The sequence below is a fragment of the Mycobacterium sp. SMC-17 genome (assembly GCF_045310915.1).
In the GTDB taxonomy this organism is placed as follows: Bacteria; Actinomycetota; Actinomycetes; order Mycobacteriales; family Mycobacteriaceae; genus Mycobacterium.
Window position 1 is genome coordinate 1 of sequence record NZ_JBJIAK010000046.1, and the last position, 17647, is coordinate 17647.

The 17647-nt window shown below is 66.4% G+C and carries 23 protein-coding genes; 12 read left to right on the forward strand and 11 right to left on the reverse strand.

All coding sequences use genetic code 11. The features are described 5' to 3' along the window. The first annotated feature begins 172 nt into the window (after positions 1-172). Positions 173-535, forward strand: coding sequence for a VOC family protein (locus ACJH7A_RS23595; RefSeq protein ID WP_244602204.1), 363 nt, complete (start codon positions 173-175; stop codon positions 533-535). Positions 536-601: 66 nt separating this feature from the next. On the opposite strand, the gene ACJH7A_RS23600 is transcribed toward ACJH7A_RS23595, so the two are convergent. Continuing rightward, entirely contained in the window at positions 602-925 is a 324-nt protein-coding gene (locus ACJH7A_RS23600; protein ID WP_135355657.1) for a branched-chain amino acid transporter permease, read from the reverse strand. Beyond that, positions 918-1520: an AzlC family ABC transporter permease gene (locus ACJH7A_RS23605; RefSeq protein WP_305800653.1), complete on the reverse strand. Its 603-nt coding sequence runs from the start codon at positions 1518-1520 to the stop codon at positions 918-920. Before ACJH7A_RS23605 ends, ACJH7A_RS23600 begins: the two co-directional genes overlap by 8 nt. Between ACJH7A_RS23605 and ACJH7A_RS23610 the strand changes: the two genes are divergently transcribed. Further along, the gene (locus ACJH7A_RS23610; RefSeq protein WP_374704244.1) at positions 1510-1728 is read left to right on the forward strand and encodes a hypothetical protein; all 219 of its coding nucleotides are present in this window, start codon (positions 1510-1512) and stop codon (positions 1726-1728) included. The two genes, ACJH7A_RS23605 and ACJH7A_RS23610, sit on opposite strands and share 11 nt — an antisense overlap. A gap of 6 nt (positions 1729-1734) precedes the next feature. Here the strand turns inward: ACJH7A_RS23610 and ACJH7A_RS23615 are convergent, their stop codons facing one another. Beyond that, a complete protein-coding gene (locus tag ACJH7A_RS23615) occupies positions 1735-2478 on the reverse strand; it encodes a GIY-YIG nuclease family protein (RefSeq protein WP_135355658.1) in 744 nt (247 codons plus the stop codon). Positions 2479-2549: 71 nt separating this feature from the next. Between ACJH7A_RS23615 and ACJH7A_RS23620 the strand changes: the two genes are divergently transcribed. Beyond that, the gene (locus ACJH7A_RS23620; protein ID WP_135355659.1) at positions 2550-3359 is read left to right on the forward strand and encodes a hypothetical protein; all 810 of its coding nucleotides are present in this window, start codon (positions 2550-2552) and stop codon (positions 3357-3359) included. Here the strand turns inward: ACJH7A_RS23620 and ACJH7A_RS23625 are convergent. Continuing rightward, complete coding sequence (locus tag ACJH7A_RS23625; protein WP_135355660.1) at positions 3356-3838, reverse strand: hypothetical protein; 483 nt, start codon at positions 3836-3838, stop codon at positions 3356-3358. The two genes, ACJH7A_RS23620 and ACJH7A_RS23625, sit on opposite strands and share 4 nt — an antisense overlap. Positions 3839-3846: 8 nt before the next feature. After that, the gene (gene ychF, locus ACJH7A_RS23630; protein WP_135355661.1) at positions 3847-4938 is read right to left on the reverse strand and encodes a redox-regulated ATPase YchF; all 1092 of its coding nucleotides are present in this window, start codon (positions 4936-4938) and stop codon (positions 3847-3849) included. Between the two features lie 83 nt (positions 4939-5021). On the opposite strand from ychF, the gene ACJH7A_RS23635 reads away from it, so the two are divergent. Then, positions 5022-6137 carry a DUF6542 domain-containing protein gene (locus tag ACJH7A_RS23635; protein ID WP_406802801.1) on the forward strand — a complete coding sequence of 372 codons (1116 nt, stop codon included), beginning with the start codon at positions 5022-5024 and terminating at the stop codon, positions 6135-6137. A gap of 24 nt (positions 6138-6161) precedes the next feature. Here ACJH7A_RS23635 and ACJH7A_RS23640 read toward each other — a convergent pair whose 3' ends face one another. After that, positions 6162-7172 (reverse strand): 4-hydroxy-3-methylbut-2-enyl diphosphate reductase, encoded by a 1011-nt coding sequence (locus ACJH7A_RS23640; RefSeq protein WP_073696220.1) that lies wholly within the window; start codon positions 7170-7172, stop codon positions 6162-6164. 53 nt (positions 7173-7225) lie between these two features. On the opposite strand from ACJH7A_RS23640, the gene ACJH7A_RS23645 reads away from it, so the two are divergent. From ACJH7A_RS23645 to ACJH7A_RS23660, 4 genes are all read left to right on the forward strand, one after another. Next, positions 7226-7810 carry a lipid droplet-associated protein gene (locus tag ACJH7A_RS23645; protein ID WP_406802802.1) on the forward strand — a complete coding sequence of 195 codons (585 nt, stop codon included), beginning with the start codon at positions 7226-7228 and terminating at the stop codon, positions 7808-7810. A gap of 4 nt (positions 7811-7814) precedes the next feature. Beyond that, positions 7815-9047 carry an exodeoxyribonuclease VII large subunit gene (gene xseA, locus ACJH7A_RS23650; protein ID WP_406802803.1) on the forward strand — a complete coding sequence of 411 codons (1233 nt, stop codon included), beginning with the start codon at positions 7815-7817 and terminating at the stop codon, positions 9045-9047. Beyond that, positions 9034-9246, forward strand: coding sequence for an exodeoxyribonuclease VII small subunit (locus ACJH7A_RS23655; RefSeq protein WP_406802804.1), 213 nt, complete (start codon positions 9034-9036; stop codon positions 9244-9246). Before xseA ends, ACJH7A_RS23655 begins: the two co-directional genes overlap by 14 nt. A gap of 63 nt (positions 9247-9309) precedes the next feature. Next, positions 9310-10383: an NAD-dependent epimerase/dehydratase family protein gene (locus ACJH7A_RS23660; protein WP_406802805.1), complete on the forward strand. Its 1074-nt coding sequence runs from the start codon at positions 9310-9312 to the stop codon at positions 10381-10383. 41 nt (positions 10384-10424) lie between these two features. Here the strand turns inward: ACJH7A_RS23660 and ACJH7A_RS23665 are convergent, their stop codons facing one another. Then, positions 10425-10700: a dsRBD fold-containing protein gene (locus ACJH7A_RS23665; RefSeq protein ID WP_406802806.1), complete on the reverse strand. Its 276-nt coding sequence runs from the start codon at positions 10698-10700 to the stop codon at positions 10425-10427. Positions 10701-10850: 150 nt separating this feature from the next. Between ACJH7A_RS23665 and ACJH7A_RS23670 the strand changes: the two genes are divergently transcribed. From ACJH7A_RS23670 to ACJH7A_RS23680, 3 genes are read left to right on the forward strand one after another with little or no spacing between them, the layout of a single operon-like run. Then, positions 10851-12401 carry an arylsulfatase gene (locus ACJH7A_RS23670; RefSeq protein WP_406802807.1) on the forward strand — a complete coding sequence of 517 codons (1551 nt, stop codon included), beginning with the start codon at positions 10851-10853 and terminating at the stop codon, positions 12399-12401. Beyond that, positions 12402-13295 carry an HAD family phosphatase gene (locus ACJH7A_RS23675; RefSeq protein WP_061003286.1) on the forward strand — a complete coding sequence of 298 codons (894 nt, stop codon included), beginning with the start codon at positions 12402-12404 and terminating at the stop codon, positions 13293-13295. Further along, a complete protein-coding gene (locus ACJH7A_RS23680) occupies positions 13292-14167 on the forward strand; it encodes a formylglycine-generating enzyme family protein (protein ID WP_406802808.1) in 876 nt (291 codons plus the stop codon). The genes ACJH7A_RS23675 and ACJH7A_RS23680 overlap by 4 nt, the downstream gene beginning before the upstream one ends. Before the next feature lie 10 nt (positions 14168-14177). On the opposite strand, the gene ACJH7A_RS23685 is transcribed toward ACJH7A_RS23680, so the two are convergent. After that, the gene (locus tag ACJH7A_RS23685) at positions 14178-14747 is read right to left on the reverse strand and encodes a TIGR03086 family metal-binding protein (protein ID WP_061003291.1); all 570 of its coding nucleotides are present in this window, start codon (positions 14745-14747) and stop codon (positions 14178-14180) included. Between the two features lie 93 nt (positions 14748-14840). Here ACJH7A_RS23685 and ACJH7A_RS23690 point away from each other — a divergent pair, with 93 nt between their 5' ends. Continuing rightward, a complete protein-coding gene (locus ACJH7A_RS23690) occupies positions 14841-15431 on the forward strand; it encodes an ABATE domain-containing protein (protein ID WP_082762317.1) in 591 nt (196 codons plus the stop codon). Positions 15432-15539: 108 nt separating this feature from the next. Here the strand turns inward: ACJH7A_RS23690 and ACJH7A_RS23695 are convergent, their stop codons facing one another. From ACJH7A_RS23695 to ACJH7A_RS23705, 3 genes are all read right to left on the reverse strand, one after another. After that, on the reverse strand, positions 15540-16571 hold the full coding sequence (locus tag ACJH7A_RS23695) for an NAD(P)-dependent oxidoreductase (protein WP_061010704.1): 1032 nt from the start codon (positions 16569-16571) through the stop codon (positions 15540-15542). A 7-nt stretch (positions 16572-16578) separates the two neighbouring features. Continuing rightward, on the reverse strand, positions 16579-16818 hold the full coding sequence (locus tag ACJH7A_RS23700; protein WP_061001726.1) for a hypothetical protein: 240 nt from the start codon (positions 16816-16818) through the stop codon (positions 16579-16581). 176 nt (positions 16819-16994) lie between these two features. Further along, positions 16995-17591, reverse strand: coding sequence for a redoxin domain-containing protein (locus tag ACJH7A_RS23705; protein WP_234785598.1), 597 nt, complete (start codon positions 17589-17591; stop codon positions 16995-16997). Between the last annotated feature and the right edge of the window lie 56 nt (positions 17592-17647).

A 17647-nucleotide genomic window follows, 5' to 3' on the forward strand; every position in this document is an offset into this window, starting at 1 on the left:
GCCGCTACCTACCGCCAATGGTTAAACACCCAGCTCAACCACGCCGCTTGACTATTAACAGAAATAGGAGCATCAAGCTCGCCTCGTCGAGCGCTTCCCGCGGTCGCCCGCCAAGCGCATGATTGATCCACAGAGGGAGGGGAGTGCCGCGGTGCCGAACCAATGGTCGGGAGTGACGATCGACTGTGTCGACCCGGTCCGCATGTCGACGTTCTGGGGACAGCTGCTCGGCATCGAGCCTTCCTACGAACACGGCGACGACCCCGGCTGGGCGACTCTCGGTTCCCGGGACGGTCCGACGCCGCGGCTCACCTTTCAGCGGGTACCAGAGGCCAAGGCGACGAAGGTGCGTATCCATCTGGATGTGGAAGTCGCGGACATCGATGAGGGTCGCCGGCACGTCGAGGACCTCGGCGGGCGGTGGTCAGGCACTCGGCACGACTACGACGAGGGCACCGTTCTCGTCATGTTCGACCCCGAAGGTCATGAGTTCTGCCTTGTCCAATACTTCGAAACACCAAGCGCCACAAACTGAATCGGCCGCTACGCCTCGTTGACTATCCGACACCGACCACAGCTCGGTTCCGATCCCGCGCGGCCCTTACAGCGTGTTCACGAGCAGCACATAGGCGAGCGTGCCGGCGCCGACGCTGAGCAGGGTCCGTCGCCCGCCGAGCAGGTGCACACCCACGGTGAGCGCCACCGCGAACGCGGCGTACGCCAAGTGGCTCGCGTCGACGGCAACCGAGCGGAAGGTGCTCGCCGCCAGGATCACCACGATGCCGACCGGCATCCAGGCCGCCATCGTGTTGACGAAGCGGGACTTCCGCAGCGGTTGGAGGATTGCGAAAGGCACCGCCCGCAGGGCCAGGTTGATGACGAAGACGATCGCCAGGACCGCCGCGAGGTACTTGAGGTCAACCATCGGCCGGCTCCCGCCACCGCATCAGGAGATAGCGCGCCACAAGCGTGGCGATGAACAGCAGCAGCCCGACGAACAACGCCGCGTGCGGCGCGACCACCACCGCGATGGAGAAGCTGAGAGCAGCGAGCAGGAGCGAGGGCACGCCGTCACGCGAGCGGCACGCGTCGAGCGTGAGGGTGACGAACAATGCGCACAGCGCGAACTCGAGGCCTTCGATGCGCGCGGGCAGCAACGAGCCGAGCAGTACACCCGTCAAACCACCACCGACCCAATAGATTTGGAACGCGGCCTGCATCGAGACCAGGCGCCACGACGTCCAGCCGCGCGGGTTGGCGGCCGTCACCGCGTAGGCCTCGTCCACGAGCGTGTAGACGGAATAGGCCCGGGCGAACCGGTTCCGCACGACGTGCAGCGGGAACGTGAACGCGTAGAAGACGTGGCGGAAGTTCACCAGGAACGCGGTCAGCGCGATGGTCGCCAGTGGGGTGACCGCGACGATCATGCCGATCAGCAGCAGCTCCAGCGACCCGGCGAAACACGCGATGGACAGCGCGGGCGCCACCCACCACGGCAAGCCGGCCTGGATGACGAGCAAGCCCGGCCTGGAGGGCGCGGCGGTCACCTGGCAAGCCGGTCAGCACCAGCCCGACGCGCTCGCCGCGCTGGTCGTCGCTCACGACGTCCTGGTCCACTCCGCTGGTCGCCAGGTCCATATCGTCAGTCCGCTCGACGTCGCGCGCCGCGCCCGCGAGGGAACGTTGCCGCCGCCGCCCGCGTGGATGACACGCCGGATCGGCGGCTGAGCGCCACTACATGAACACGCGACGGCGCTTGAAAGCTGCGACGTCAGCCTTGGTCAGTAGGAACCATTCGCCGTTTCGGCGGCGGTCGCTGAACCGCTCATGCCAGTAGCGTTCGATCCCGGCGGCGTCGTCGGTCTGGATGGTGTGCACGACTTCCAGCTTCTCGGGCAGTTGCAGCCCAATCTCGTAGGCCCTTCGCCCGTGATCATTCGATCGACCGATCTTGTGGTACTTGCCCGACCGGACCAGATAGACGTAGCCCGCGATGGGCTGTGCGGCGTCGGGATCGTCAGGCTCGTCGGGTACGGCTGGCTCATCGGTCACATCGGGCAGCAGGGCGGCGACATCGGCGAACTCGGGCGTGCGTTCGATGAAGTCGCGGAGCCGCTCGATCTGCTGCCGGGTGTTACCCAGCCGCTTCTCGATGACGTTCGAGTTCGGAAACGTGGGATCAGCCTTCTTAGCCATACGCCGCTGCCCGAGTGACGGGAGTCGCCCGACGTCGCGGGTCAGCTCGGCGAGATGCCTCAGCAAGTCGTCGTCATCGTGAATCTGTTGCTGCAACTGCCGGGGCGCGTACCCGGCTTCCACCACGGCATCACTCCAGTTGGCCCACAGCCCGCCCCTGAACAGGTACTTGGGCAGCCCAGTCTCGTCAACGAACCGATTCTGTCCGACGGGCACGCCGCCGTTCTGCTCGGCGAGACGCTGAATCTCCCTGATCACCGTCGCCTTATCAACGTTGCTCATCTCGGGAATCGTAGCGACGACCTGTGACTTCGTGCCGCCGATCTGTCGGAGGGCGGTCGTACAGTTCGGTCATGGCCTCGACCCCGACACCTCAGACCGTCATCGAGGGGTTTCTGCTGCGGACCCGGCGCGTGATGGCGCACTCCCTGATCCGTGAGCAAGCGGCGCTCATGAGCAAGCTCCACTCGGGCCAGGTCACCATCTGGGTCACGGTCAACACCAAAACCGGCGAGGAGAGCCACCGGCTGCAAGTCGAGTACCCGCCCGAGGAGGCGCTGGAATCGCTGGCCAGCCGAGTACGTCCGCTGATCCTCAGCGGCGAGCCGATCTACTACGCCAAGGCGCTCGACGCGCTGGAGCAGTTGGTCGGCACCGAGGCCCTGAACGAGGAGATTGACCTGGCCTGGTGGCGCGACTATTGGCGCGCCGTGATCGACGCCAACCTGGCCGCGCAGGCGTACTGGGTCGCCACGCCCAGCGGCACCACCACCGACCGAAAGCTGATGTACGCCTGGCTCTACGGCGATGTGATCCACGCCCAGTCGCCGAGGTCGCCGGTCATCCGCGACCTCAGCCTTGACCAGCGGTACTACGCCGCCGCGCCCGGCATCGCCCGAATCTGCGACCGGGTGATCTATACCCACATCATGCTCATGGGCCTGATCGACAAGGGCCTGTTGACGGTGGACCCCGAGGTGCTGAGCGAGGCCGTGGTGGTCACCAAAACCAGCGTTGACGAGGACGTGACCGTGCGCGTGTCCGACGTCGGCACGCCGGTACCCGATGACCTGACCAGCGTCGGCCCGGCGGCGCTCGACCCGGCGGTCTGGCGATCACCACACCAGGAGATGACCGCGCTGCGAGGCGGCGACACCGACTAGCGCCGGGGCGACCGCTTCGCGAACGCGACGTTCTTGTGCAGCGGCCTACGCCTGCCGAGCGCGGTCGATGCCGCCGAGAGTTTGTCGATGGTGCTGTTCAGCCAGGCGGTGTCGATGGCGAACGCGCGGCCCGGCTTCCAGCGGTAAAGGCGCTGCTCGCCGCCGATCGTCGCTGGTCGCGCGTGGAGCACGTCGTTGCGCAGAGTGGCGGCTTCGCCGAGTACCCGACCGGCCTCCTCCACATAGGCCCGCACATCGTCGTCGCCGATCGCGCTCGCTGACTTGCTCAGTGCCCCGGCGATCTGGCCGGTGGACTTGCCCGCCAGCGCCGACGTCGTGAGGTCGGGCGGAAGGTACTGCGCCAGTCCAGGCAGGTCGCCCAAGATGGTCCATTCGAGCGAGCTGACCATGTAGGCCACCTGGCCGATCAGAGTCAGGTAGTCGTCCTCGGGCAGGGCAACGCGCGACGATCGGGCCACCTCAGGGCCTACTGCTTTGTCTTAGACGTTTGTCCGTGGCGGAACTCCACGACATCCCCGTCGACCATGACGTAGTCCTTGCCTTCCATCCGGACCTTGCCGGCGGCTTTGGCGGCCGCCATGGAGCCGGCTTCGACCAGGTCGTCGAAGGCGACGATCTCGGCCTTGATGAAGCCCTTCTCGAAGTCCGTGTGAATAACCCCCGCTGCGCGAGGTGCGGTGTCGCCCTGGTGGATGGTCCACGCCCGCGACTCCTTGGGCCCCGCGGTCAGGTAGGTCTGCAGCTTCAGCGTCCGAAAACCGGCGCGCGCCAACGCATCCAGGCCGCGCTCGGTCTGGCCGATGGACTCCAGCAGCTCGGCGGCGGACTCGTCGTCGAGCTCCAGCAGCTCGGCCTCGATCTTGGCGTCCAGGAACACGGCCTCGGCCGGGGCGACCATCGCAGTCAGCTCGGCCTTGCGGGCCTCGTCGGTCAGCACCGACTCGTCGGCGTTGAAGACGTACAGGAACGGCTTGACGGTCATCAGGTTGAGCTCACGCAGGGCAGACCAGTCCTTGCCGGTGGAGAACAGGGTCTTGCCTTCGTCGAACACCGCCTGGGCCGCCGCCACGGCCTCGACGATCGGCTTGCGGTCCTTGTTGGTCCGGGCTTCCTTCTCGAGCCGCGGCAGCGCCTTCTCGAGCGTCTGCATGTCGGCGAGGATCAGCTCGGTCTCGATGACCTCGATGTCGGACTTGGGGTCGACGCGGCCGTCGACGTGGACGACGTCGTCGTCGGCGAAGGCGCGCACCACCTGACAGATGGCGTCGGCCTCGCGGATGTTGGCCAGGAACTTGTTGCCCAGGCCCGCGCCCTCGGACGCGCCCTTGACGATGCCGGCGATGTCCACGAACGTCACGGGCGCCGGGACGGTCTTCTCGGAACCGAAGATCTCGGCGAGCTTGTCGAGCCGCGGGTCGGGCAGCGGGACGACACCCTCGTTGGGTTCGATCGTTGCGAACGGATAATTAGCCGCGAGCACGTCATTACGTGTCAACGCGTTGAACAACGTCGACTTCCCGACGTTCGGCAGACCGACGATTCCCAGGTTCAGACCCACGAGTTCATTAGTTTAAGAGACGCCACACCGTCCCAACGCCCGCCTGCAGGCACAGCGGCCCAGATTGCCGGTACGGTCTAGGAGTGTCAGCAGAGCATCATGGGCCCGAAGCCGCCCTCGATCGCCGCTCGGCGCTGCCCAGCATCCCGGGAATCCCCTGGTGGGGAGCCATTGTGCTGGCCGTCACAGCCACCGCGATCGGCTTCGCCTACGACGCCGGCACCGGTGACAAAGAACTCAGCGCTTTCTTCACTTTCTGCTACGTGGCCGGCTGTGTACTCGCTGTGCTCGGCGTGCGGCGGTCCGGGATTTTCACCGCGGTCATCCAGCCCCCGCTGATCCTTTTCGTCGCCGTGCCGGGCGCGTATTTCATGTTCCACAGCGACAAGATCGCCGGCATCAAGGACCTGTTGATCAATTGCGGTTATCCGCTGATCGAGCGTTTCCCGACGATGTTCTTCACCGCGGCGACGGTTCTGATCCTCGGATTGATCCGCTGGTTCGTCCTGCCGCAGTTCCTGACCTACGAGGACGACGACGCGGAGGAGGCGGTCGCCGAGCCCAAGCCGCGCCGCAGCCGCCGTCAGGCCGACGACGAAGACGTCGCACCCGCCGGTCTCGCCGCGACGCTGTCGGCCAAGCTCACCAAGCTGACGACGGGCCAGACGCCCCGCAGCTCCCGCACCCGCGCCACCCCGTCGCGTCGTTCGGCGGCGGAGTCGCCTCGTCGCAGCGCCGATCCGCAGCGCGCACCGCGTCCGTCCCGCGCTCGCGCACAGGCCGGAGACACCGAGCTCATCGAACCGGTGCCCGGCCAGATGCGCCGGCCGCGACCCGCACGTCCCCGACCGGCCGCCACCGACTCGTACGCGGTGCCCGACGAGCCGCGGCGCCGTCCCCGTCCGGCCGGCGAGCCACGCCGCGCCCCGCAGGAGCGCTACGACTACCGGGAGCCGCGCGAGCGCGACCGCTACGAACGACCGCAGCGTCCGTCCGCGGCCGAGCCGCGGCGGCGTCGCTACGCCGACGATCCCTATGAGCCCGGCGACCGCTACCAGTCCCCGGCCCGCCCGTCCCGCAACGCACCGCCCAGCGGCGCCCACCACCCCGTCTCCCGGGTGCGGTACCGCGGTGCAGACGACGACGTTGCGCCGGAGCCGCGCGAACGCCGGCCGCGTCAGCCCCACAACTGGGACTGACCGACCGCGTCTGCGTTCGAAGAACTAGTGCCGGGCCGGACGAATCTCGCGCGGCAGCGCGAACACCAGCGTCTCGTTGGCAGTGGTGACCGGCTGGACGGTGTCGTAGCCGAACTCCGCGAGACGCTCGAGCACGCCGCGCACCAGGATTTCCGGCACCGACGCGCCAGAGGTGACGCCGACGGTCGTGACACCTTCGAGCCAGCCCGGGTCGATGTCCTCGGCGTAGTCGACCAGCTTGGCGGCGTTGGAGCCGGCGTTCAGCGCCACCTCGACCAGACGAACCGAGTTGGACGAGTTCCGTGAGCCGACGACGATCACGAGTTCACACTCGGGAGCCATCGCCTTGACCGCGACCTGGCGGTTCTGGGTGGCGTAGCAGATGTCGTCGCTGGGCGGGTCCTGCAGCGTCGGGAACTTCTCCCGCAGCCGCCGGACGGTCTCCATGGTCTCGTCGACCGACAGCGTGGTCTGGGACAGCCAGATGACCTTGTTGGGGTCGCGGACGGTCACCTTGTCGACGGCGTCCGGGTTGTCGACGACCTGCACGTGCTCAGGCGCTTCTCCGGCGGTGCCGACGACCTCTTCGTGGCCCTCGTGGCCGACCAGCAGGATGTCGTAGTCGTCGCGGGCGAAGCGCTTGGCCTCGTTGTGCACCTTGGTGACCAGCGGGCAGGTGGCGTCGATGGTCCGCAGATTGCGGGCGGCGGCCTCCTCGTGCACCGTCGGCGCGACGCCGTGGGCGGAGAACACCACGATGGCGCCCTCGGGCACCTCTTCGGTCTGTTCGACGAACACCGCACCGGCCTTGGCCAGCGTGTCCACCACGTAGCGGTTGTGCACGATCTCGTGGCGCACGTACACGGGAGCGCCGTGCTTCTCCAGCGCGCGCTCCACGGTCTCGACGGCGCGGTCCACGCCGGCGCAGTAGCCACGCGGCTCGGCGAGCAGCACGCGCTTGCCGGTTTTGCTCATAGCTTCTCCGGCGACCGAAACAGTGGCGCCGGGAATGCCCATATTGATGGTCGGTGGCATAGCACAAGGGTACTGATCACCGCAGGGCCACAGCCAGCCGTACTCTGGCAGGCATGTCTACTGCGCCCTACGGAGTCCGGCTGCTGGTCGGCGCGGCGGCGACCGCGCTCGAGGAGACCATTCGGCTCCCCCACACCATCCTGACCTACCCGATGACGTTGGCCAGTCAGCTCGCCCAGCTGGTCATGAAAATGCAGCAGGACCTGGCCGAACTGGTCAACAAGGGCGACGAGACCCTGGAGCAGTGGTTCCCGCCCAAGGACGAGCAGCCGGAATGGGCCACTTTCGACGAAGATCTGCCGGAGCCGGGTGCTGACGATCCCGCGGGCCCCGCCACCGAGCAGCCCGACGGCGCCCGGCTGACGGAAGGCCGGTTCGCGCTGTACAGCACGGGGGCCGCCGAGACCCCGAAGCCGGCGACGAACGGTGCGGCCGCCAACGGCGCGAGTGTCGTGACCCCCGCGATCGTCGAGGACCTGGACTACGCCGAGCTGACCCTGGCCCAGTTGCGCGCCCGGCTCCCCCAGCTCAAGGTGGACGACCTCGAGGCGCTGCTGACCTACGAGAACAACACGAAGTCCCGCGCGCCGTTCCAGACGCTGCTGGCCAACAGGATCACCCGCGCGACCGCGAAGTGATGCGGTGACAGCTGCCGGGAACGAGAACTCGGCCGAGAATCCCTGGCCGGTCCGGGCGGTGTCCACCCGGGTGGCCAAGTACATCGACCGGCTCGGCACCATCTGGATCGAAGGTCAGCTCACCGAGCTGAAGCTGCGTCAGTCGACGGCGTGGATGGTGCTGCGCGACCCGGCCGCGGACATGTCGCTGTCGGTCAGCTGCCCGCGCGCCCTCGTCGACGACGCCCCGGTCGCCCTGTCGGAGGGCACTCAGGTGATCATGCTGGGCAAGCCGCAGTTCTACACCCGCAACGGCTCATTCTCGTTGCGCATCAGCCAGATTCGCGCCGTCGGCATCGGTGAGCTGCTGGCCCGCATCGACCGGCTGCGCCGCCTGCTGGATGCCGAAGGCCTGTTCGACCCCCGACTCAAGCGCCCGATTCCTTTCCTGCCCAACACCATTGGCCTCATCACCGGCCGTGCCTCGGCGGCCGAGCACGACGTCGTCACCGTCGCCCAAAGTCGTTGGCCCGCAGTCCACTTCGATATCCGCAATACGGCGGTGCAGGGCACCAACGCGGTACCGCAGATCGTCGAGGCCCTGCGCGCCCTGGACGCCGCGCCGCACGTCGACGTCATCGTGATCGCACGCGGCGGCGGCAGCGTCGAGGATCTGCTGCCGTTCTCCGACGAGACGCTGTGCCGCGAGATCGCGGCCTGCACCACGCCGGTGGTGAGCGCCGTCGGGCACGAGCCGGACAACCCGCTGTGCGACCTGGTCGCCGACCTGCGGGCGGCCACGCCGACCGACGCGGCCAAACGCGTCGTCCCCGATGCCGCCGCCGAACAGGCGCTGGTGACCGACCTGCGGCGGCGCAGTGCGCAGGCCCTGCGCAACTGGGTGCACCGCGAGGAGCGCTTCATCGGTCAGCTGCGCGGCCGCCCGGTGCTGGCGCAGCCGCTGCAGGCGCTGGACGCCCACGCCGCGGAGATCACCCGGGCGGTGGCGGCCGCGCGCCGCGACATCCGGCGGCTCATCGCCACCGAAACCGACCACGTCGGGCATCTGTCGGCCCGGCTGGCCACGCTCGGGCCGGCCGCGACCCTGGCCCGTGGATACGCCGTGGTGCAGAACCTGTCCGCCGGCGGTGCGGTCCTGCGGTCGGCGCAGGATGCGCCGGCGGGAACCAGACTCCGAATCCGGGTGGCCGACGGCGCCGTCACGACCGTGAGCGAAGGAATATATGACGAACATTAGTCAGCTCGGCTACGAAGCTGCCCGCGACGAACTGATCGAGGTCGTCCGCCAACTGGAAGCGGGCGGACTCGATCTCGACACCTCGCTCCAGCTCTGGGAAAGGGGCGAACAACTGGCAAAACGGTGCGAAGAGCACCTGGCCGGCGCCCGCAAGAAAGTCGAAGACGCACTCGCCTCGGGCGCCGACGACGAAAATTGATCAGTGCGGTAATTTCTCGCGCGCTCTGTTAACTGGAACACGTTTCAGTTATGCTCCTGCACCATGCGTGATGCTTCCCTGACCACAGACCTCGGCCGCGTGTTGGTAACCGGCGGGTCTGGCTTCGTCGGCGCCAACCTGGTGACCGAACTGCTCGGCCGTGGCCACCACGTCCGGTCGTTCGACCGGGCGCCGTCGCCGCTGCCGGCCAACCCGAACCTGGACACGCTGGTCGGCGACATCACGAACCCCGAGGATGTGTCAAAGGCCGTCGCCGACATCGACACGATCATCCACACCGCGGCGATCATCGACCTCATGGGCGGCGCGTCCGTCACCGACGAGTACCGCAACCGCAGCTTCGGCGTGAACGTCGGCGGCACCGAGAACCTGGTGAAGCTGGGCCGGGCCGCGGGCGTCAAGCGCTTCGTCTACACCGCGTCCAACAGCGTGGTCATGGGTGGGCAGGACATCCAGAACGGCGACGAGACCATGCCGTACACCGCCCGCTTCAACGACCTGTACACCGAGACCAAGGTCGCCGCCGAGAAGTTCGTGCTGTCGCAGAACGGCGTCGACGGCATGCTCACCTGTTCCATCCGGCCCAGCGGTATCTGGGGCCGCGGCGACCAGACCATGTTCCGCAAGGTGTTCGAGAACATCCTCGCCGGCCACGTCAAGGTGCTGGTGGGCAACAAGAACATCAAGCTGGACAATTCCTACGTGCACAACCTGATCCACGGTTTCATCCTGGCGGGCGAGCACCTGGTGCCCGGCGGTACCGCACCCGGGCAGGCCTACTTCATCAACGACGGCGAACCGCTCAACATGTTCGAGTTCGCCCGGCCCGTCATCGTCGCGTGCGGCCGCAAGCTGCCCACCTTCTACGTCTCCGGCAAGCTCGTGCACCGCGTGATGATGGCCTGGCAGTGGCTGCATTTCCGGTTCGCCCTGCCCGAGCCGCTGATCGAGCCGCTGGCGGTCGAGCGCCTCTACCTGAACAACTACTTCTCGATCGCCAAGGCCAAGCGCGACCTCGGCTACGAGCCGCTGTTCAACACCGAGCAGGCCATGAAGGAATGCATGCCGTACTACGTCGACCTCTTCCGCCAGATGGAAGCGGCCGAAGCCAAGTAGTAGCAGCCGAACTCAAAACCCAACGGCCCGTGTGCCTCTACTCAGCGGTAGAGATGCACGGGCCGTTTGGTTGACTGCTCGATGTTCGCCGAGGCCGCCAGGAGCAGATCGGTGCCGAGCGCGATGAGCGCGCGGGCCGCAGCGATCTCCTCACCGACCAACGGCGCACTCGGGTCTTTGGGATTGCGGTAGGCATCCCCCGTCGTCGTGAGGGTGTCGTCACGCAGCCGGGCGTGTGCGGAGGCGTGGGTGTGGACATCGTCCTCGAAGAACTCGATCTCGACGTGCCACTTGTTGGTCAGATCCTTGTCGTACATGTCGATCACCTTCCCTCTGTCATCGTCCGCCTTGCGTCGCACGTTGACCAGCATTGATTTCGTGCACTTGCCGAACGACAGCCGGAATCCATGACGCACCCGTAAAGTCGAACGGGCACAGCTATTTCCGTTCGAACGAGGAGCTCTGTAATGCCCGACGGCAAACCCAACATCCTGGTGATCTGGGGCGACGACATCGGCATCAGCAACCTGAGTTGTTACAGCGACGGCCTCATGGGCTACCGCACCCCGAACATCGACCGCATCGCAGCCGAGGGCATGCGCTTCACCGACTCGTACGGCGAGCAAAGCTGCACCGCGGGCCGCGCGGCATTCATCAGCGGACAGAGCGTGTACCGCACCGGGATGAGCAAAGTCGGCGTACCGGGCGTCGACATCGGTTGGGCCGCAGAGGATCCGACCATTGCCGAACTGCTCAAGCCGCTGGGCTACGCCACTGGCCAGTTCGGCAAAAACCACTTCGGGGACCTCAACAAGTACCTGCCGACGGTGCACGGGTTCGACGAGTTCTACGGCAACCTCTACCATCTCAACGCCGAAGAAGAGCCCGAGCAGTTCGACTACCCGCACAAGGATCAGTTCCCGCTGCTGTATGAGAAGGCCTTGCCCCGCGGCGTGATGAATTGCAAGGCCACCACCGAGGTCTCGACCGAACCCGACGACCCAAAGTTCGGTCCGGTCGGCAAGCAGACCATCGAGGACACCGGCCCGCTGACCGCCAAGCGGATGGAGACCATCGACGACGACATCGCCGACCGCACCGTCGACTACATCAAGCGCCAACATGCGGAGGGCAACCCGTTCTTCGTGTGGTGCAACTTCACCCACATGCACCTCTACACCCACGTGAAGCCGGAGAGCCGCGGACAAGCCGGGTTGTGGCAGTCCGAGTACCACGACGCGATGATCGACCACGACAAGAACGTCGGCACGGTGCTGGACGTCCTGGATGAACTGGGCATCGCCGACGACACCATCGTCATCTACTCCACCGACAACGGCCCACACCGCAACACCTGGCCCGACGGTGGCACAACCCCGTTCCGCAGCGAGAAGAACACCAACTGGGAGGGCGCCTTCCGGGTGCCCGAAATGATCCGCTGGCCCGGAAAGATCAAGGCGGGCAGCGTCTCCAACGACATCATCCAGCACCACGACTGGCTGCCGACGCTGCTGGCCGCCGCCGGCGACCCCGATATCGCCGAGAAGCTCAAGAAGGGCCACAAGGCCGGAGCCGACGGCGAGACCGAGTACAAGGTCCACATCGACGGGTTCAACTTGCTGCCGTATCTGACGGGCGAGGTCGAGCACAGCCCGCGGCGCGGCTTCTTCTACTTCAACGACGACGCCGAACTGGTCGCGATGCGTTTCGAGAACTGGAAGATCGTCTTCGCCGAACAGCGCTGCCAGGGCACCCTGCGGATTTGGGCCGAGCCGTTCACGCCACTGCGCGTCCCCAAGCTGTTCAACCTGCGCACCGACCCGTACGAGTACGCCGACATCACATCCAACACGTACTACGAGTGGTTCCTGCGGCGCGACTTCTTCGCCTTCTACGCGACGGCGATGGCCGCGGCGTTCCTCGACACCTTCAAGGAGTTCCCGCCCCGGCACCCACCGGCCAGCTTCAGCATCGATCAGATCGTCGAGAAGCTCCACGAGTTCCTGGCGGCGGATTAGGTGTTGGAGTCCTGGAACAACGGCCCGACGAAGTCGGCGATCGTCGACTTCGTCGGGCGCGTCACCACCGACGGGCCGGATTTCGTTGCGCCGCAAGACCGGATCGCGGTCTTCGACAACGACGGCACGCTGTGGTGCGAGAAGCCGGCCTATATCCAGCTGGATTTCCTGGTGCGTCGACTGGCCGAGCAGGCTGCCGCCGACCCGGCGCTGGCGGACCGGCAGCCGTATGCGGCGGCCGCCGCCGGTGACCTCACCTGGTTCGGCGACGCCGTCACCAAGCACTATCAGGGCGATGACAGTGATCTGAAAGTGCTTGCCGGGGGCGTTCTTTCGGCGCACTCCGGGATCACCGTCGAGGAGCATGCCGCGCGGGTGGCGGCATTCTTCGCCGCGGCCCGGCACCCCACGCTGGACCGTCCGTATACCGCGTGCGGGTATGTGCCGATGACCGAGTTGCTGCGTTACCTGGAGTCGCACGGTTTCACCTGCTACATCGTCTCCGGCGGCGGGCGGGACTTCATGCGGCCCGTCACCGAAGCCATGTACGGCATCCCGCCCGAACGCGTGGTGGGCAGCTCAGTGGGTGTCACGTTCGCCGATGGCGATCTGGTGACGACGGCGCAGCCGGAGTTCCTCAACGACGGGCCGGTCAAGCCCGTGCGGATCTGGGGACGGACTGGGCGGCGGCCGATCTTCGCGGCGGGCAACTCCAACGGTGACATCGAAATGCTGCAGTACACCAAGGGTTTTCAGCTATTGGTGTTGCATGACGACGCCGACCGCGAGTTCGCCTATGAAGCCGGCGCCGAGAAGGCACTGACTCTGGCAGAGACCGAAGGCTGGACCGTCGCGAGCATGCAGTCCGACTGGGCCGAGGTGTTCCCCCGTTGACCCTGGTCTGGGTACCGGGGCAGACGACGGTGCTGGGCTCCGACGCGCACTACGCCGAAGAAGCCCCGGCCCGCGAGGTCACCGTCGACGGCTTCTGGATGCAGCCCCATCAGGTGACCAACGCGGACTTCGCCGCCTTCGTGGAGGCGACGGGCTACGTCACCGTAGCCGAACGCCCGCTGAACCCGGCGGACTATCCGGGCGCCCCGGCGGAGAATCTGCAGCCGGGCTCGATGGTGTTCCGCCGCACCGCGGGTCCCGTCGACCTGCGTCACCTCAGCCAGTGGTGGACATGGACGCCGGGCGCCTGCTGGAACCATCCGCGCGGCCCGAAGTCGTCACTGCGGAACCGCGAGCAGCACCCCGTCGTGCACGTGGCATTCGAGGACGCCGCCGCGTACACCGACTGGGCCGGGCTGGCCCTGCCCACCGAGGCGCAGTGGGAGGTCGCGGCCCGCGGAGGCCTGGACCGCGCCATCTACACCTGGGGCGACGAAGCCGAGCAGCCCGGGCAACAGCTGGCCAACTTCTGGCACGGCGAATTCCCGTATCTGCCCGACACCGGTTACGGCCAGACCACACCGGTGGGCAGCTTCCCGCCGAACGCCTACGGCCTGTTCGACATGGCCGGCAACGTCTGGGAATGGACCACCGACTTCTACGGGGACACCCGAGACACCCAGCCCTGTTGCGCCGCAGACAGTTACGACCCTGACCAACCGGGGACGCCGGTAGCCCGCCGGGTGATCAAGGGCGGCTCATTCCTGTGCGCCGACAGTTACTGCCTGCGCTACCGGCCGGCAGCCCGTCGTCCACAAGCCGTCGATACGGGGATGAGTCATGTCGGCTTCCGGTGCGTGCGGAACGGGTGAGGTAGCCGAATCAAAGTGGATTGCGGCCGGCGAAGGCGATGACCCGCTGCGTCGGACTGGCGTCGCCACCCAATTCAACCCCCGGACCGAACAAGCCCTGGGGTTGTAGAGCGGGCACAAGTGCTGCACCTACGCCCTCTGCCAGCGCAGCCTCAGCGTCATCGAATTCGACCGTTCGTCCCACGGCGACCGCAAGATCCCAGCTGTGGATGAGCGTCGAGTAGGTGATGATGCTGATCGCCTCGGCCGCCGGCATCGATCCGAGCACCGTGGTGACCGGATGCTGCCAGTCACCGATGGTGGCCCACGCACGTTGGGAACGGCCGATCGACTGCTCAGCAACCGCCAACGGGTCCGAACCCAAAATATCAGCGCCACTGAACAATTCCGCTTCCGTCGGCCCGCTGCCGCCATCGACGGCGGCCGCAAAAGCATCGATCGAGGAGATGGTGTGGCTCAGCAGCGACCGCACCGCCCATCCCGCGCACGGACTCGACAGGTCGAGGTCCGACGCCGTCAACGTCGACACGAGACCGACCAGTCGGGCATCGGCCCCCGAGAGCAATTCAACAGGTCCCATCACAACGCCACCTAACGTTAATAGTTGCTATTTACCGTTATGGTTCTACGCGACAGCGGCTAACGTTGTCAACGGAGTGCTACCGTTAATTCGGTGGCAGCCACATCGAGACTGGAGCGCGCGCAGCGCGCCGGTTTTCCCGTGGCAGGAGAGCCATTGGCCGTGGATTTGGCCGACACGATCATCACGGTGACCACTCCGGCCACCGACCTGCTCGCCGACGAAGCGGCCTGCCGACTCTGGTGGGACCTCCAGCGCGACCGCCTGCCAGACACCGCGTCGGCTCCGCCGCTGCGACAGACCATCGAGCTACGCGAGGCCATTCGCGAGATCCTCGACGCCCAGATTGCCGGCACACCGCCGAGCCGTGCCGCAGTAAGTCACGTGAACCAATCCGCCGCCGGCGTCCTCCGCACGAGGAGGCTGGTGCGCGTCCCCGCTGGATGGGCATCGGAAACCGAATACCACCCGACCACCGACCAGTCGCACCAGCTTGCTGTGGCGCTCGTAGCAGACAGCCTCATCGACTTTCTGGTCGGACCGACGTCACAGCGACTTCGCCGTTGCCAAAACCCTGCTTGCAGTATGCTTTTCGTGGCGCAGGACGCGCGCCGAAAATTCTGCACGCAAAACATCTGCGCCAATCGGATGCGTGCGGCGCGGCACTACCAGCGCCACCACTGACGGCTACCATGCCACCCTGCGGAGACTGCGGCCACATTTGAATGCTGCAAGCACCAAGGGTTTTCGGCTGCTGATGTTGCACGACGATGCCGACCGCGAGAGAGAAGGTCAGTCCCGCAGTGGCGCAAAGGCGAAGTCGCGCAGCCCGTCTCGTGGGTGAATCGCGGCGGTGAAACCGAGTTCCTGGGTGGCGCATACGGGATCGGCAACGATATGGCGGACGTCGCCGCTGCGGTACTGACCAGTGACCTTGGGCTGCGGGGCATTGCGGGCAGCGCATAACTGCTCAGCCACTTCACGAATCGTGATCGGGTGTCCGGAACACACGTTGAAGGCCGTGAAGCCGCCGTGGTCGTATGTCGTCGCGGCGACGTTGGCCGCGGCCACGTCGTCAACATGGACGAAGTCGCGCATCTGCCCGCCGTCTTCGTAAACGTCTGGGACGGAACCATTTTCCAAGGCTGAGCGGAAGATGGCCGCCACCCCGGAGTACGGCGTATCCCGGGGCATACCCGGGCCGTAAACATTGTGGTAGCGCAGTGCGACGACCGACCCACCCACCGCGTCGGCCCAGGCCAACGCGTAGTGCTCCTGCGCCGCCTTACTTGCCGCGTAGAGGCTGCGCGGCCGCAGCGGGGCATCCTCCCCCACCGTGCGCCAATGCAACTCTTCGCCACCTAACGGACAGCGGTGCTCGAATACGCCCGCGTCCAGGTCCGACTGGCGGCGCGGCAACGGCTCAACCAGCCCGTGTCGCGCACATTCGTAGCTCCCCTGGCCGTAGACCACCATCGACGACGCCAGCACCAGACGCCGGCACCCCGCGGCGTACATCTGGGCCAGGAGCACCGTCGTGCCGAAGTCGTTGTGACTGCCGTAGGACGGTGCGTCGGCGGCATTGACGCCCGCGCCGACCACGGCAGCCTGGTGGCAGACCATGTCGATGCCCTTGAGCAGCCCGGCCAACGCCTCGGCATCACGTACGTCCTGTATCCGGCAGCCATCGGGCGGCAGGGCACCGTCGCCATGCGCAGCGCTGAGCATGGCGTCAATGGCGACAACCTCGTGCCCGGCGGCGGTCAACGCCGCCCAGATGCGCGAACCGATGAAACCGGCGGCGCCGGTCAGGAGTATCCGCACGGTGCTGTCAGCAGCCGTCCGGGCAGACGACATCAACGAGGGCAGACGCGGCTCCGCCGTCCAGCTTTCGAACATTGCTCACCGAGCACGCGGTGAGCGGAGCCGTCGGCGTCTGGTTGATCTGCACGAGATAGCCTTCCGCTCGCAGATCGTTGATCACCGCGTCCGCCGGCGCTGCCGACGCGACCGGAGCGAACGCCACCATCGCAAGAGCGGCTGCACCCATGCCCATGATCACTGACTTCATCACAGCACTCTTTCGTTGTCTTCCAATAGAATTCGTGTGCATCAACGCGGTTCTCACCGGCGAGAACCGCCCGCCGAAGGCGGCAATACCACTGTAATGCAGTAACTTTCGTGAGATTCTTACCGATTGGTGACCATCCCGACGAGTTCCCGGCCTGGCCGCGATCACTCTGTCGATCAAGCGCCCGCGCCGCCGGCAACCGCCCTCACCGCAGCGACAATGTCATCGATCAGCGGGATGTCGGCCGCAGTGACGGCGTGATGGGCGTAAACAATGCGTCCGTCACGGTCCACGACGAAGGTGCCGCGGCCCTGCAGGACATCCGACGTCACCTTGCCTGCGCGGCTACCCGAGCGCAGCACGCGGATCAGGCGCATCGGAGAGAACATGGCATACCGCCCGAGCGAAAAGCGCTCGACTTCCGTGGCACGCTCAAGCTCCTGTTGCGGGTCACTGAGGCAGTCGGCGGTGATGCCGCGCTGCGCACAGGACGCACATACCGTGTCGATGTCATCGCGATAGACGATGGCCACGCGGGCGCCTGCCGCCGCGAGTTGATCGCCGGCCTGCTCGAGGTCGCGGGCAGCCTGCTGACAGAACGGGCACCACAACCGGTGAAACGCCACCACAGCAGGTCCTGTCGCAATCAACTGCGCGACCGTGACGTCCCCGTCCGCCGATGTCACGGCGACATCGACCGGAAAGCGTTCTCCAACAAAAAGACTCACCGCGCCCTCCAAACGAATGTCAAGTGAATGACCGGCGACAGCCACACTCAAGATTTCTGTACTCTACAGTACAAAGTTGATCGCTTGATAGCGTCATCGAG

Excerpts from the sequence above, each read along its gene's own strand:
- ACJH7A_RS23600 (WP_135355657.1), bottom strand. The coding sequence starts at position 925 with ATGGTTGACCTCAAGTACCTCGCGGCGGTCCTGGCGATCGTCTTCGTC.
- ACJH7A_RS23610 (WP_374704244.1), top strand. The coding sequence starts at position 1,510 with ATGACGAGCAAGCCCGGCCTGGAGGGCGCGGCGGTCACCTGGCAAGCC.
- ACJH7A_RS23615 (WP_135355658.1), bottom strand. The coding sequence starts at position 2,478 with ATGAGCAACGTTGATAAGGCGACGGTGATCAGGGAGATTCAGCGTCTC.
- ACJH7A_RS23620 (WP_135355659.1), top strand. The coding sequence starts at position 2,550 with ATGGCCTCGACCCCGACACCTCAGACCGTCATCGAGGGGTTTCTGCTG.
- ACJH7A_RS23640 (WP_073696220.1), bottom strand. The coding sequence starts at position 7,172 with ATGCCACCGACCATCAATATGGGCATTCCCGGCGCCACTGTTTCGGTC.
- ACJH7A_RS23645 (WP_406802802.1), top strand. The coding sequence starts at position 7,226 with ATGTCTACTGCGCCCTACGGAGTCCGGCTGCTGGTCGGCGCGGCGGCG.
- ACJH7A_RS23655 (WP_406802804.1), top strand. The coding sequence starts at position 9,034 with ATGACGAACATTAGTCAGCTCGGCTACGAAGCTGCCCGCGACGAACTG.
- ACJH7A_RS23660 (WP_406802805.1), top strand. The coding sequence starts at position 9,310 with ATGCGTGATGCTTCCCTGACCACAGACCTCGGCCGCGTGTTGGTAACC.
- ACJH7A_RS23665 (WP_406802806.1), bottom strand. The coding sequence starts at position 10,700 with ATGTACGACAAGGATCTGACCAACAAGTGGCACGTCGAGATCGAGTTC.
- ACJH7A_RS23670 (WP_406802807.1), top strand. The coding sequence starts at position 10,851 with ATGCCCGACGGCAAACCCAACATCCTGGTGATCTGGGGCGACGACATC.
- ACJH7A_RS23685 (WP_061003291.1), bottom strand. The coding sequence starts at position 14,747 with ATGGGACCTGTTGAATTGCTCTCGGGGGCCGATGCCCGACTGGTCGGT.
- ACJH7A_RS23700 (WP_061001726.1), bottom strand. The coding sequence starts at position 16,818 with ATGAAGTCAGTGATCATGGGCATGGGTGCAGCCGCTCTTGCGATGGTG.